Source organism: Mycolicibacterium sp. HS_4_1 (genome assembly GCF_054515875.1).
The window spans coordinates 2241997-2255863 of the sequence record NZ_CM137261.1; the positions used below are offsets into that span (position 1 = coordinate 2241997).

Genomic DNA, 13867 nt, shown 5'->3' on the forward strand with positions numbered 1-13867 from the left:
CATGGCTGACGCAGACCTTCTCGACTACGACGACGTCCTCGCGACGTACGAGCCCGTCATGGGCATGGAAGTCCATGTCGAGCTGTCCACCGAGACCAAGATGTTCTGTGGCTGTGCGAACCGGTTCGGCGCCGAGCCGAACACGTTGGTGTGCCCGGTGTGCCTGGGCCTGCCGGGCGCATTGCCGGTGGTCAACGGGGCCGCCGTGGAGTCCGCCATCCGGATCGGCTTGGCGCTGAACTGCGACATCGCGCCGTGGGGCCGGTTCGCGAGGAAGAACTACTTCTACCCGGACCAGCCGAAGAACTACCAGATCAGCCAGTACGACGAGCCCATCGCCGTCAACGGTTACCTCGATGTCCCGTTGGAGGACGGCAGCACCTGGCGCGTCGAGATCGAGCGCGCGCACATGGAGGAGGACACCGGCAAGCTGACCCACCTGGGCAGTGACACCGGCCGCATCGCGGGCGCCACCACCTCGCTGGCCGACTTCAACCGCGCGGGTGTGCCGCTCGTCGAGATCGTCACCAAGCCCATCGAGGGTGCCGGCGAACGTGCCCCGGAGATCGCCCGCGCCTACGTGACGGCGCTGCGGGATCTGTTGCGCGGCTTGGACGTTTCGGACGTGCGCATGGACCAGGGATCAATGCGGTGTGACTCGAACGTCTCGCTCAAGCTCAAGGGCGCCACGGAGTTCGGTACCCGTACTGAGACCAAGAACGTCAACTCACTCAAGAGCGTCGAGGTCGCGGTCCGCTACGAGATGCGCCGGCAGGCTGCCGTGCTGCAAGCCGGCGGCACCATCACGCAGGAGACCCGGCACTTCCATGAGGACGGGCACACCACGCCCGGCCGCAGCAAGGAGACCGCCGAGGACTACCGGTACTTCCCGGAGCCGGACCTGGAGCCCATCGCTCCGTCTGCCGAGTTGGTGGAGCGGCTGCGCGGCACCATTCCCGAGCTTCCGTGGTTGGTACGCAAGCGGATTCAGGACGACTGGGGCATCTCCGACGAGGTCATGCGCGACCTCGTCAACGCCGGCGCGGTGGAACTCGTCGCGGCGACCGTCGAGCACGGCGCGTCCAGCGAGGCGGCCCGCGCGTGGTGGGGCAACTTCCTGGTGCAGAAGGCCAACGAGTCAGAGGTGACGCTCGACGAGCTGGCCATCACCCCGGCCCAGGTCGCCGCGGTGGTCAAGCTCGTTGAAGAAGGGAAGTTGACGGCGAAATTGGCCCGTCAGGTACTCGAGGGTGTGCTGGCCGGCGAGGGTGAGCCCGAGCAGGTGATGAACGACCGCGGACTGGTTGTGGTGCGCGATGATTCGCTCATCCAGGCGGCCATCGACGAGGCGTTGGCTGCTCAGCCGGACATCGCCGAGAAGATCCGCGGTGGCAAGGTCCAGGCCGCGGGCGCAATCGTCGGTGCGGTGATGAAGGCAACCAAGGGCCAGGCCGACGCGGCGCGCGTCCGCGAACTGGTGATCGCGGCCTGCAGTTAGTGCAGCGCCTCCTGCGGCGCGGGCGTCGTCCTCGGACGCAGTGACGACACGCCCGCGACGCAGTAGCCCGCGATCACGAAACACACCGCGGCGCAGGGCAGATTGCCGGTCGGCGTGCCGGTGCCCGTGACGCCGTCAATGGCACCGGCGAAGTCCGGCAGCGCGGCCAGCCAGAGCACCGTGAAGGTGAGTAGATAGAGCACGCCGAACACGCGAACGTACGGGCTCGGGTGCCGCGTGCCGACGCGCCGCGTGATCCGCCAGTCCTGTATCAGGACCGGCACCGCCACGAGGGTGAACACCGTCACCTCGACGCCGAGGACCGCGTACTGCGTCGCGCTGTGGTGGGCGGAGAGCAATGTCGGCAGGCTGAGCAGGCCCATGATGACGGGGGCCAGCACGCTGATGACCGGTATGCGCCAGGCCAGCGACCGCGGCCCGGGAGGTTCGCCTGCGTCCACCTGACGCCCGACCAGTACCCGCGCCAGGAACGCGACCGCCGCGGGTCCGACCACCGCCAGGCTGACCCAACTGCTGACCGGCACGCAGCCTAGCGTCGGGTGATTCAGCGGGTTGGCGGTGTTCCAGACCCACCAGCGCAGCTGCGGACCGAGATGGTCGAACACGCCGTAGACACAGCCGTGCACGAAGCCGACGCAGATGGCGCCGATGACGGCACCGCGCCGTTCGAAGACTCCGGTGGCGCGGACGATGTCATAGGCCAGGGTGATGGTCGCCGGATACAGCGCCAGGATGTACAGCGGCAGCCGTCCGTCGACGAAATCCACGCTGAACACGTTGTGCACCAACATGACCCCGAGCCGGGTGCCGGCGAAGATGTCCGGTGGATGGCGGGGCAGTTCGGTCACCAGGGCATAGGCCACCGATGCCAGCCAGATGGCGATCCCGGTCGGATCCCGGCGGACCCGCCGCAGCGCGTACGCCAAGGCCAGCGCCGCACCGATCAGCATCAGCAGCTCGACGACCGGCATGGTCCAGTTGGTCAGGGTCAGTGGGTTGCGCAGCTTGACCCACGAATCGTCATCGCAGGCGAAACCCAGATAGCCGGCCAGCCGAGCGAAGTCGGCCGGGCACGAGCGCATCATCGAGCGATCCCTCGCACGTTGGTCGCCAATTACGTCTTGTCGTCAGTGCTACGCGGGAATCCGCCCTGCGGGAACAGCGGGAACACGACGTCGTCGAACTTCTCCACGTCGCCGGCAGTCTTGTTCACGGTGGCGCCCCAGACGTTGCCGTCGGGGGAGAGCTTCAGCGCGAAGACGTGGCCGTGGGTGTCTGTGCGGAGGGCCTCGGGGTCGCCGGTGACGGCGCCGGTGTCCTTCGACAGCCGCAGCGCCACCGTCTTCTTGGTGTTGACCAGATTGACCATGACGGTGTTGTCGGTCGCCACACAGCCGGCGACGCCGGGGCGGTCGGGCCAGCTCCAAACCGTGGACACCTTGGAGTCCTTGGTGATCTTCTGCAGCCGATCGGCGGTCGGGGTGCGATCGGTGACGTACAGCGCGCCGCTGGCGCCGTCGATGCACAGTGAGCCGCCGGCGCCCATTCCAGACAGTGCGGTGGTCGGTGGTGCCTGGCCGACCGTCGTTGGCTGTTCGATGCGTAGCAGCTTGCCCGCCAGCGAAGCCGGATCGGCAGCTGCCGCCGGGTTGCCGGCGTCGCCGGTGAGGACCATGAGGGTCGTCGGGCTGGTGAAGATCAGTGCCCCGGTGTTACCCGTGGGGCCCTTGGGGATGCCGGTGAGGATGGGCTTCGGCACGTCGCCGTCGGCGATCCGGACCACCCGGTTGTCGGTGGGCGTTGTGATGTACGCGTACATCAGCCGGTCCTGCTGGTAGCTCGGTGACAGCACGATGTCCATGAGCCCGCCGTCGCCCGATGCGTCGACCGGAATCACGGTCTTGACCTTGGGTTCGGCGTTCAGAGCGATGTCCTTGACGGCGCCGGTGACGCGCTCGGCGACGATCGCCGTCTTGCTGTCGCCGCCCATGATCAGGCCGCTGGTGCTCTCCAGGCAGCCCTGCATGACGGCCGGTGCCGGGCACGCCTTCGGGAACGGGGTCGGCGGCAGCGGGGGCGGTGGCGGCGGGGTCGAGCTCGGCGCCCCGCCGAGGTCGGGCTCGATGGTGAACGGCTCGGACGCGGCCGAGTCGAAACGGGCGCAGCCGGGCAACGCCAGCAAAGCGATGGCGCACAGCGCCAGGACCCGTCGGGCGGGTGCGGAGCTGGGACGCTCCGGCCGGCGTTCGGGCCTCGTCAGCGCAGTCCGCGTCGACCGCCGCAATGTCATGCCCGCCAGGTTACGGACTGTTCGACAGTGCTCGCCACGTCGGGGCCGCGCGCCGGACTGGGCAAATCCCATCAACAAGCCGGTCAAACCACCGCTTAAATCCACGGTCAGCAGTGCAATTGCACTTACCCTGGCAACTATGACCAGTACTTCCCATGACCCGCGTGCATGGCGGCGGCCCGATGAGTCGGCCGCCAGGCCCGCGTCGGCACGCCTGGTCGATCCCGAAGACGACCTGCCCATCACGACCTATCGCGGCAGTGGCGGTGCGGATGGCAGTGAGACGGCGGCGACCACCGCGATCCCGCGGTTCGACACCGTGTCGTCCGACGATGCAACCGAGGTCACCGCTACACCGTCGGCGACGTCGTCCGGGGCGCCGTCCTCGATGGCGTTCGATCTCATGCACGAACCCGAGCCGCTCCCGTACGTCCAACCCCGCGAACGGGGCTCGCAACAAGCCGTCGAGCCGGCAGAGATTGAGCCCGACCCGGAGACCGACGCGCGCGTGCGCGTGGCCAAACGCCGCGGCTCCCAGGATCTCGGGCTCATGGTGTTGCGTGTCGGTCTGGGCGCCTGGCTGGTGGTCCACGGGCTGCAGAAGGCGTTCGGCTGGTGGGGCGGTCAGGGGCTGAACGGGTACCAGCACGCACTGGCCGCGGCAGGCTTCCAGCACGCCGGGATACTGACCTACCTCGCCACCGGAGCACAGATCGGGGCCGGCGTCCTCCTGGTGCTGGGGCTTTTCACGCCGGTGGCCGCCGCTGTCGCCCTGGGTTATCTCGTCAACGCGCTGGCCGTGGAGGTCGCCGCACAGCCCGTCCACGGCTACTTCCCGTATTTCCTGCCTGAAGGCCACGAATACCTGGTCACGATGATCGTGCTGACGGCGGGGCTGACCCTGACCGGTCCGGGGCTCTACGGCTTCGACGCCGGCCGCGGGTGGGCGCGGCGGCCCTTCATCGGGTCGTTCCTGTGCCTGCTGATCGGCATCGGCGCGGGCATCGGTGTGTGGATGCTGCTGAACGGATCAAACCCGCTGCACTGAGCGGCGTCCGTTCGATCGATATCGAGCGCGCCGGCTCATTCGTTGTAGGGGTTGGGCACGACGCCACCGCTGGCCGAGGTCAGCAGCGGCAGTGACGCGAACGTCACACCCGGCAGGCGCAGATCGGTGCCGTCGGTCAATTCGGCCTTGGCCCATTTCGAGCCGTCGAAGCGCAGGCCCTTGATGTCCTGCCACGTCACAGTCCGGCTGCCGAGCAGCGACCGCGCGGTGACGCCCGTCTTGTCGGCCACCGTGCGGTAGCGAATCACCATCGCAGACAACAGGATCGGGATGACGAGCAGTGCCGCGCACCAGGCCGGTCCGGCGAACACCAGGGCCAGCAGTCCGATGGCGAAGAACCCCACCGCCAGATGGGCGACCCCCGGAATCTTGATCACGAGGGGTCGGGCTGCGGTCGATGCGGTTCGGCGGCTCACGTCATCCATCTTCCCAGGCGGCGGGTCAGCGGGTTGCCGGGTGTGTCCGGCAAGGGATCTGATTTGACCTGCGTGCGCCGCGAGGACTACCGTCCTTGCTTATGCAGAACTCGGGATTGCTTGTAGTAACTGGGCGCGTTGGTGCGTGACCAGGCTGAGTAAGCCGACTACAAGCATCGACGCGCAACCCTCGTACAGCCACCCACGCTGACGGGGGTTTTTTGTTTGCCCGAGAACGCCAAAACCGCAACACGATCAAGAGGACAAGAGTGAGCGCACCCACCACGCGACCGCCAGAGTCGACGCAGCAGCCCAACGGCCCCGGTGGCCTCGGCGGTACGGTGAACGGTTCTTCCAAAGCCGTTGCCCCGCAGCAGATGACCGGTGCGCAGGCCGTCGTCCGGTCGCTCGAGGAACTCGACGTCGACACCATCTTCGGCATCCCCGGCGGTGCCGTGCTGCCGGTCTACGACCCGCTGTACGACTCGAAGAAGGTCCGCCACGTCCTGGTCCGGCACGAGCAGGGCGCGGGCCACGCCGCGTCGGGCTACGCGCACGCCACCGGCAAGGTCGGCGTGATGATGGCCACCTCGGGCCCGGGTGCCACCAACCTGGTCACGCCGCTGGCCGACGCGCAGATGGACTCGATTCCGGTGGTCGCGATCACCGGCCAGGTCGGCCGCGGGCTGATCGGCACCGACGCGTTCCAGGAAGCCGACATCTCCGGCATCACCATGCCGATCACGAAGCACAACTTCCTGGTCCGCAGCGGCGACGACATCGCCAAGGTGATCGCCGAGGCGTTCCACATTGCGGCCTCCGGCCGTCCCGGCGCCGTCCTCGTCGACATCCCGAAAGACGTGCTGCAGGCGCAGTGCACCTTCAGCTGGCCGCCGGTCATCGACCTGCCGGGCTACAAGCCCAACACCAAGCCGCACAGCCGGCAGGTCCGCGAGGCCGCCAAGCTGATCGCCGCGTCGCACAAGCCCGTGCTGTACGTCGGTGGTGGTGTCATCCGCGGTGAGGCGTCCGCTGAGCTGCTGGAGCTCGCCGAACTGACCGGCATCCCCGTCGTCACCACCCTGATGGCGCGCGGTGCGTTCCCCGACAGCCACCCGCAGCACATGGGTATGCCGGGCATGCACGGCACGGTGTCCGCGGTGGCCGCACTGCAGAAGAGCGACCTGCTGATCGCCCTCGGCACCCGCTTCGACGACCGGGTCACCGGCCAGCTGTCGTCGTTCGCGCCCGATGCCAAGGTCATCCACGCCGACATCGACCCCGCCGAGATCGGCAAGAACCGGCATGCCGACGTGCCGATCGTCGGTGACATCAAGAACGTCATCGTCGACCTGCTCGAGGCGCTGCGCCGCGACGGCGTCTCCGCCGACACGCTGGACCTGGCCGACTGGTGGACCTACCTGGGCGGCATTAAGGAGACGTACCCGCTGAGCTACGGCCCGCAGAGCGACGGCAGCCTCTCGCCGGAGTTCGTCATCGAGAAGCTGGGGCAGATCGCCGGACCGGACGCGTTGTACGTCGCGGGCGTCGGCCAGCACCAGATGTGGGCCGCGCAGTTCATCAAGTACGAGAACCCGAAGACCTGGCTGAACTCGGGCGGTCTGGGCACCATGGGCTTCTCCATCCCGGCCGCGATGGGCGCCAAGTTCGCCCGCCCGGAGGCCGAGGTGTGGGCCATCGACGGTGACGGCTGCTTCCAGATGACCAACCAGGAGCTGGCCACCTGTGCCCTCGAAGGGGCGCCGATCAAGGTTGCGCTGATCAACAACGGCAACCTCGGCATGGTGCGGCAGTGGCAGACGCTGTTCTACGACCAGCGCTACTCGAACACCAACCTGTCGACGCACTCGCACCGTATCCCGGACTTCGTGATGCTGGCCGAGGCGCTGGGTTGCGTCGGTCTGCGCTGTGAGCGTGCCGAGGACGTCGAGGACGTCATCCGGCAGGCCCGCGAGATCAACGACCGCCCCGTCGTCATCGACTTCATCGTCGGGGCCGACGCCCAGGTGTGGCCGATGGTCGCCGCCGGCACCAGCAATGACGAGATCATGGCGGCGCGCGATATCCGGCCGCTGTTCGACAACGAGGATCAGGTGTAAGCGCCCATGACGACTACCCACACATTGTCGGTCCTGGTCGAGGACACCCCGGGTGTACTCGCCCGCGTGGCGGCGCTGTTCTCCCGGCGCGGCTTCAACATCCAGTCGCTGGCGGTCGGCGCCACCGAGCAGAAGAACATGTCCCGCATGACCATCGTGGTCTCGGTCGAGGACCTGCCGCTCGAGCAGATCACCAAGCAGCTCAACAAGCTGATCAACGTCATCAAGATCGTCGAGCAGGAGCCGGACAACTCCGTCTCCCGCGAGCTGGCGCTGATCAAGGTGCGCGCCGACGCCACCACCCGTGGTCAGGTGATCGAGGCGGTCAACCTGTTCCGCGCGAAGGTCGTCGACGTGTCGACCGAATCGCTGACGGTCGAGGCCACCGGCACCCAGGAGAAGCTCGAAGCACTGCTGCGAGTGCTGGAGCCGTATGGTATTCGCGAGCTGGTGCAGTCCGGTGTGGTCTCGTTGGCGCGCGGCCCGCGCGGCATCGGCGCGGTCAAGTAACCGAGCTGGACCCCGAGCAAGACTTCGAACAACACAGCTTCAACAACAGAAACAAGGGTAAGGAAAAGCAAGTGGCAGTTGAGATGTTCTACGACGACGATGCGGACCTGTCGATCATCCAGGGTCGCAAGGTCGGCGTCATCGGCTACGGCAGCCAGGGTCACGCGCATTCGCTTTCGCTGCGCGACTCGGGTGTGCAGGTCAAGGTCGGTCTGAAGGAGGGCTCGAAGTCCCGCGAGAAGGTCACCGAGCAGGGCCTCGAGGTCGACACCCCGGCCAACGTCGCCGCCTGGGCCGACGTCATCATGCTGCTGGCGCCCGACACCGCGCAGGCCGAGATCTTCACGAACGACATCGAGCCCAACCTCAAGGACGGCGACGCGCTGTTCTTCGGCCACGGCCTCAACATCCACTTCGGCCTGATCAAGCCCCCGGCCAACGTCACCATCGGCATGGTCGCCCCCAAGGGCCCCGGCCACCTGGTGCGTCGTCAGTTTGTCGACGGCAAGGGCGTCCCGGCCCTGATCGCCATCGACCAGGACCCCAAGGGCGAGGGCCAGGCGCTGGCGCTGTCCTACGCCAAGGGCATCGGCGGCACCCGCGCCGGCGTCATCAAGACCACCTTCAAGGAAGAGACCGAGACCGACCTGTTCGGTGAGCAGGCCGTCCTCTGTGGTGGTACCGAGGAACTGGTCAAGACCGGTTTCGAGGTCATGGTCGAGGCCGGCTACGCACCGGAGATGGCCTACTTCGAGGTGCTGCACGAGCTCAAGCTGATCGTCGACCTGATGTACGAGGGTGGCATCGCCCGCATGAACTACTCGGTGTCCGACACCGCGGAGTTCGGTGGCTACCTGTCCGGCCCGCGCGTCATCGACGCCGACACCAAGGAGCGCATGCGCGCCATCCTGAAGGACATCCAGGACGGCACCTTCGTCAAGCGCCTGGTCGCCAACGTCGAGGGCGGCAACAAGGAGCTCGAGGGTCTGCGCAAGGCCAACGCCGAGCACCCGATCGAGGTCACCGGCAAGAAGCTGCGTGACCTGATGAGCTGGGTCGACCGGCCGATCACCGAGACCGCCTAGTCTCCAGTTCCCAACGCCGACTGGCCAGTTACCGCACGTGATTCACGAAAAAGCGTGCAGTAACTGGCCTTTCGGCATTTCAGGACAACGCGGCGGCTAGCTGCCCAACCGGTCCGCCACCGAGACCACGCGTCGGGCCAAGTGATCCAAAGCGGCGTAGGTGTTGTCGTCGAACTGTCGGATGTTGTCGTGGTTGGCCAGCAGGCTCACGCCGTACGGGTTGCCGTCGGCGAACTTGAGTGGGTCGGTGTAGCCGGGTGGGACGATGATGCCGCCCCAGTGCATCAGCGTGATGTACAGCGACAGCAGCGTGGTCTCCTGCCCGCCATGCGCGGTGTTGGTCGAGGTGAACCCGGCGTAGACCTTGTCCGCCAGTGCGCCCTGCGACCAGAGTCCGCCGAGCGAGTCCAGGAACCCCCGCAACTGCGACGCAACCGAGCCGAAGCGGGTCGGCGAGCCGAAGATCACCGCGTCGGCCCAGACGATGTCGTCACCCGCGGCGGCCGGAAGATTCTTGGTCGCTTCGTAATTCGCGGTCCAGGCCGCGTTGTGGGCGAACGACTCAGGGGCTGCGGTCTCGGCTACGGGCCGCAGCCGCACCTCGGCGCCCAACGATTCGGCGGTACTCGCGACCCGCTGTGCCATGGAAGTGCCGTGCCCGGTCGCCGAGTAATAGATCACAGAAAGCTTGGCCATGCGCCAAGCCAACACTATGGCGCCAGCGACGGCAGCGTCTTCACTCCGAATTCACGACGGAGCACGGTCCGGGCGGCGTACAGACCGGCCATGCCGTGCACGCCGGTGCCCGGCGGGGTGGCCGACGAACAGAGGTAGGCCTTGGGGATCGGTGTGGTCCACGGGTTGGCCCGCAGCGTCGGACCGATCATCGCGGCCTTGAGCGTCGCGCCGCCGACGATGATGTCGCCGCCGACGTAATTCGCGTTGTGCTGCGACATCTCGGCGGCCGGCACCGCACGGGCCGCCACCACCAGATCACGGAAACCGGGTGCGGCGTCTTCGAACAATGCCATGACGGTCTCGGTCTGATCGATGGTCGAACCCGCGGGCACGTGGCAGTACGTCCAGAGCGGCCGTCGACCCTGCGGGTCCACACGGGTCGGGTCGGCCAAGTGGGGGAGCGAGGCCAGCGTCATGGGGTGTGCGGCATGGCGGCCCTGCCAGATCTCGCGTTCGGCGTGCGCCATCTGGGCTCGGGTGCCGCCCAGGTGGACCGTCGGCGACAATGCCATCCGCGGATCACGCCAGGGGATGTCGCCCGACAGTACGAAGTCGATCTTGCAGACTCCGGGGCCGAACTTGTAGCGCCGCAACGCGTTTGCATAGCGGTCCGGTACCGCGGACCCGTAGATGTCGAGGAGGGCCGTCGGCGAGGTGTCGTAGACGACCACGCCGTCGGGTGGGCTCGTCACGGGGAGGCCGGTGATCAGCTCGCCACCATGCGCCCGCAGATCGGCGATCAACGCATCGGTGATGGTCTGTGTGCCGCCGATCGGGACGGGCCAGCCCGCGGTGTGCGCGACGGTGCTGAGCATGATGCCCGCGCCGCTGTTGACGGGCGACGGGATGGGATGGATGGCGTGGGTGCCGACGCCGGTGAACAGGGCCTGCGCGTCGTCACCACGCAGAAGACTCCACGCCGGGCTGCCCTGGGTCAGCACCCGGAGGCCGGCACGCACGGTGCTCGGCAGGTCCGGCGGCAGGGAACGCTTGTCGCCGAGGAAGAAGCCGAGGACGCCATCGACGTGTTCGACCAGTGGGCCGAGCAGTCGCCGCCAGGACGAGCCGTGTTCCAGCTCCGCGCAGGTGCGATCCAGCGAGCGGTATCCGATGGCGGCGCGGCCGGAGGCCTTTCCCGTCGCTTCGCTCGCCCCGGAAGGCAGGGGATTGGCGTACGAGATCTCGGGCGTCACCATCTGGACGCCGCGGGCGGCCAGGTCGAATTCCGCGAAGAACGGCGACGCCACACCCAGTGGATGCACCGCTGAGCAGACGTCGTGCAAAATGCCTGGATATTCGGGATCGGGGGCGCTGCGGGCGCCGCCGCCGGGGGTCGGCTGGCCTTCGATGACCCGGACCGACAGTCCGGCTCGGGCGCAGATGACGGCTGCGGCCAGTCCGTTGGGCCCACTACCGACGACGGTGACGTCCACCACTCGATCGTAGTGACGTGTGGTGACAACCCAGATCAACGCAACCGCGATTGGAGCGACAGCCATGCGGACCACTAGTCTGTGCGCGTGAGCCTTCCTGTCGTACTCATCGCTGACAAACTCGCCGAATCGACCGTCGCCGCCCTCGGCGACCAGGTAGAGGTCCGTTGGGTCGACGGCCCCAACCGCGCCGAACTGCTGGCCGCCGTCCCGGACGCCGACGCGCTGCTGGTGCGCTCGGCCACCACGGTGGACGCCGAGGTGCTGGCCGCGGCACCCAAGCTCAAGATCGTCGCCCGCGCCGGCGTCGGCCTGGACAACGTCGACGTCGACGCCGCCACCGCGCGGGGCGTGCTGGTCGTCAACGCCCCGACCTCCAACATCCACAGCGCCGCTGAGCATGCCCTGGCGTTGCTGCTGTCGACGGCTCGCCAGATTCCGGCCGCCGACGCCACGCTGCGCGAACACACTTGGAAGCGGTCGTCGTTCTCCGGTACCGAGATCTTCGGCAAGACCGTCGGCGTCGTGGGGATGGGCCGCATCGGTCAGCTCGTCGCGCAGCGTCTCGCCGCTTTCGGCGCGCACATCGTCGCGTACGACCCCTACGTCTCGCAGGCGCGTGCCGCCCAGCTGGGCATCGAGCTGCTGAGCCTCGATGAGCTTTTGGGTCGCGCCGATTTCATCTCGGTGCACCTGCCCAAGACCAAGGAAACCGCCGGCCTGATCAACAAGGACGCGCTGGCCAAGACCAAGCCGGGTGTCATCATCGTCAACGCGGCCCGCGGTGGCCTGATCGACGAGCAGGCCCTGGCCGACGCGATCACCAGCGGCCACGTGCGTGGTGCCGGCCTCGACGTGTTCGCCACCGAGCCTTGCACCGACAGTCCTCTCTTCGAGCTGCCGCAGGTCGTCGTCACCCCGCACCTGGGTGCCTCCACCGAAGAGGCGCAGGACCGCGCCGGCACCGACGTCGCGGCGAGCGTGAAGCTGGCGCTGGCCGGCGAGTTCGTGCCGGACGCCGTGAACGTCGGCGGCGGTGTGGTCGGCGAAGAGGTCGCGCCGTGGCTCGACCTGGTGCGCAAGCTGGGTCTGTTGGTCGGTGCCCTCGCGCCGGCGCTGCCGGCTTCGGTCAACGTGGAGGTGCTCGGCGAGCTGGCTTCGGAAGACGTTGAGATTCTGAAGCTTTCGGCGATGCGCGGGCTGTTCTCGGCCGTCATCGAGGACCAGGTGACGTTCGTCAACGCCCCGGCGCTGGCCGCCGAGCGTGGCGTCGAAGCCAACCTCAGCACCGAGACCGAGAGCCCCAACCACCGCAGCGTCGTCGACGTGCGCGCGGTTTTGGCAGATGGCTCGGTTGTCAACGTGTCGGGCACCTTGAGCGGCCCGCAGCTGGTCGAGAAGATCGTCCAGGTCAACGGCCGCAACCTGGATCTGCGCGCCCAGGGCGTCAACCTGATCCTCAACTACGGTGACCAGCCGGGTGCCCTGGGCAAGATCGGCACCCTCCTCGGTGGCGCCGACGTCAACATCCTGGCCGCCCAGATGTCGCAGGACTCGGACGGTTCCGGAGCGACGGTCATGCTGCGCCTGGACCGCGAGGTGCCGGCCGACGTGCTCAGCGCGATCGGCGACGCCGTCGGCGCGACCACGCTGGAACTGGTGGACCTGTCGTGAAGCTCGCCGTCATCGCCGGTGACGGCATCGGCCCCGAGGTCATCGGAGAGGCGCTGAAGGTTCTCGACGTCGTGCTGCCGGGTGTCGAGCGCACCGAGTACAACGTGGGCGCCAAGCGCTACCACGAGACCGGGGAGACCCTGCCCGAGGGCATGGTCGACGAACTCAAGACGCACGACGCAATCCTGTTGGGCGCCATCGGCGATCCTTCGGTGCCCAGCGGCGTGCTCGAGCGCGGCCTGCTGCTGACCATGCGGTTCGCCCTGGATCACCATGTGAACCTGCGGCCGTCGCGGCTGTTCGCGGGCGTCGACAGCCCGCTGGCCGGCAACCCGGACATCGACTTCGTCGTCGTGCGCGAGGGCACCGAGGGGCCATACACCGGCACCGGCGGCGCGATCCGCGTCGGCACCCCGCACGAGGTGGCCACCGAGGTGTCCACCAACACGCGGTTCGGTGTCGAGCGCGTCGTGCGCTATGCGTTCGAATTGGCGCAGGGAAGGCCTCGTCGTCACCTGACCCTGGTGCACAAGAACAACGTGCTGGCGTACGCCGGTTCGCTGTGGAAGCGCACGGTCGACGAGATCGCCACCGAGTACCCGGACGTCGAGACCGCCTACCAGCACGTCGACGCTGCGACCATTCATATGGTGACCGCTCCTGAGCGGTTTGATGTGATCGTCACCGACAACCTGTTCGGCGACATCATCACCGACCTGGCGGCGGCCGTCTCCGGCGGCATCGGCCTGGCGGCATCGGGCAACATCGATGCGACGGGCACCAACCCGTCGATGTTCGAGCCGGTGCACGGCAGTGCGCCCGACATCGCCGGCCAGGGCCTGGCCGACCCGACCGCCGCCATCATGAGCGTGGCGCTGCTGCTGACTCACCTCGGTGAGAGCGAAGCCGCGGCCCGCGTGGACCAGGCCGTGGCCGAGCACCTTTCGACGCGTGGCGATGCCAAGCTTTCGACGTCGGAGACCGGCGAGCGGATCCGCAGCTACCTGTAATGC

The 13867-nt window shown here is 67.7% G+C and carries 12 protein-coding genes; 7 read left to right on the plus strand and 5 right to left on the minus strand.

Translation table 11 applies throughout. The features are described from left to right. Window position 1: 1 nt before the first annotated feature. Window positions 2–1498 (plus strand): Asp-tRNA(Asn)/Glu-tRNA(Gln) amidotransferase subunit GatB, encoded by a 1497-nt coding sequence (gene gatB / locus ACX12F_RS10650; protein ID WP_459369530.1) that lies wholly within the window; start codon window positions 2–4, stop codon window positions 1496–1498. Here the strand turns inward: gatB and ACX12F_RS10655 are convergent. Together ACX12F_RS10655 and ACX12F_RS10660 are read right to left on the minus strand one after the other, a co-directional pair. After that, complete coding sequence (locus ACX12F_RS10655) at window positions 1495–2604, minus strand: hypothetical protein (RefSeq protein WP_459369531.1); 1110 nt, start codon at window positions 2602–2604, stop codon at window positions 1495–1497. The genes gatB and ACX12F_RS10655 overlap by 4 nt on opposite strands. A gap of 29 nt (window positions 2605–2633) precedes the next feature. Continuing rightward, window positions 2634–3809 (minus strand): PQQ-dependent sugar dehydrogenase, encoded by a 1176-nt coding sequence (locus tag ACX12F_RS10660; RefSeq protein WP_459369532.1) that lies wholly within the window; start codon window positions 3807–3809, stop codon window positions 2634–2636. Between the two features lie 139 nt (window positions 3810–3948). On the opposite strand from ACX12F_RS10660, the gene ACX12F_RS10665 reads away from it, so the two are divergent. Next, on the plus strand, window positions 3949–4857 hold the full coding sequence (locus tag ACX12F_RS10665; protein WP_459369533.1) for a DoxX family protein: 909 nt from the start codon (window positions 3949–3951) through the stop codon (window positions 4855–4857). A gap of 35 nt (window positions 4858–4892) precedes the next feature. Here ACX12F_RS10665 and ACX12F_RS10670 read toward each other — a convergent pair whose 3' ends face one another. Beyond that, a complete protein-coding gene (locus tag ACX12F_RS10670) occupies window positions 4893–5303 on the minus strand; it encodes a PH domain-containing protein (RefSeq protein WP_459369534.1) in 411 nt (136 codons plus the stop codon). 260 nt (window positions 5304–5563) lie between these two features. Here ACX12F_RS10670 and ACX12F_RS10675 point away from each other — a divergent pair, with 260 nt between their 5' ends. The 3 genes from ACX12F_RS10675 to ilvC all read left to right on the plus strand — a co-directional run bounded on the left by ACX12F_RS10675 (window position 5564) and on the right by ilvC (window position 9009). Further along, window positions 5564–7414 carry an acetolactate synthase large subunit gene (locus tag ACX12F_RS10675; protein WP_459369535.1) on the plus strand — a complete coding sequence of 617 codons (1851 nt, stop codon included), beginning with the start codon at window positions 5564–5566 and terminating at the stop codon, window positions 7412–7414. 6 nt (window positions 7415–7420) lie between these two features. Then, a complete protein-coding gene (ilvN, locus tag ACX12F_RS10680; RefSeq protein ID WP_459369536.1) occupies window positions 7421–7924 on the plus strand; it encodes an acetolactate synthase small subunit in 504 nt (167 codons plus the stop codon). 83 nt (window positions 7925–8007) lie between these two features. Beyond that, window positions 8008–9009 carry a ketol-acid reductoisomerase gene (gene ilvC, locus ACX12F_RS10685; protein WP_171024507.1) on the plus strand — a complete coding sequence of 334 codons (1002 nt, stop codon included), beginning with the start codon at window positions 8008–8010 and terminating at the stop codon, window positions 9007–9009. Window positions 9010–9105: 96 nt separating this feature from the next. Here the strand turns inward: ilvC and wrbA are convergent, their stop codons facing one another. Then, window positions 9106–9705: an NAD(P)H:quinone oxidoreductase gene (gene wrbA / locus ACX12F_RS10690; protein ID WP_459369537.1), complete on the minus strand. Its 600-nt coding sequence runs from the start codon at window positions 9703–9705 to the stop codon at window positions 9106–9108. 14 nt (window positions 9706–9719) lie between these two features. Beyond that, window positions 9720–11180 carry a phytoene desaturase family protein gene (locus ACX12F_RS10695; protein ID WP_459369538.1) on the minus strand — a complete coding sequence of 487 codons (1461 nt, stop codon included), beginning with the start codon at window positions 11178–11180 and terminating at the stop codon, window positions 9720–9722. A gap of 87 nt (window positions 11181–11267) precedes the next feature. Between ACX12F_RS10695 and serA the strand changes: the two genes are divergently transcribed. Together serA and ACX12F_RS10705 are read left to right on the plus strand one after the other, a co-directional pair. After that, a complete protein-coding gene (serA, locus tag ACX12F_RS10700) occupies window positions 11268–12854 on the plus strand; it encodes a phosphoglycerate dehydrogenase (RefSeq protein WP_459369539.1) in 1587 nt (528 codons plus the stop codon). Further along, window positions 12851–13864 (plus strand): 3-isopropylmalate dehydrogenase, encoded by a 1014-nt coding sequence (locus ACX12F_RS10705; RefSeq protein WP_459369540.1) that lies wholly within the window; start codon window positions 12851–12853, stop codon window positions 13862–13864. Before serA ends, ACX12F_RS10705 begins: the two co-directional genes overlap by 4 nt. The last annotated feature ends 3 nt before the right edge of the window (window positions 13865–13867 follow it).

Excerpts from the sequence above, each read along its gene's own strand:
- ACX12F_RS10655 (WP_459369531.1), bottom strand. The coding sequence starts at position 2,604 with ATGATGCGCTCGTGCCCGGCCGACTTCGCTCGGCTGGCCGGCTATCTG.
- gatB (WP_459369530.1), top strand. The coding sequence starts at position 2 with ATGGCTGACGCAGACCTTCTCGACTACGACGACGTCCTCGCGACGTAC.
- ilvN (WP_459369536.1), top strand. The coding sequence starts at position 7,421 with ATGACGACTACCCACACATTGTCGGTCCTGGTCGAGGACACCCCGGGT.
- ACX12F_RS10660 (WP_459369532.1), bottom strand. The coding sequence starts at position 3,809 with ATGACATTGCGGCGGTCGACGCGGACTGCGCTGACGAGGCCCGAACGC.
- ilvC (WP_171024507.1), top strand. The coding sequence starts at position 8,008 with ATGTTCTACGACGACGATGCGGACCTGTCGATCATCCAGGGTCGCAAG.
- wrbA (WP_459369537.1), bottom strand. The coding sequence starts at position 9,705 with ATGGCCAAGCTTTCTGTGATCTATTACTCGGCGACCGGGCACGGCACT.
- ACX12F_RS10665 (WP_459369533.1), top strand. The coding sequence starts at position 3,949 with ATGACCAGTACTTCCCATGACCCGCGTGCATGGCGGCGGCCCGATGAG.
- ACX12F_RS10670 (WP_459369534.1), bottom strand. The coding sequence starts at position 5,303 with ATGGATGACGTGAGCCGCCGAACCGCATCGACCGCAGCCCGACCCCTC.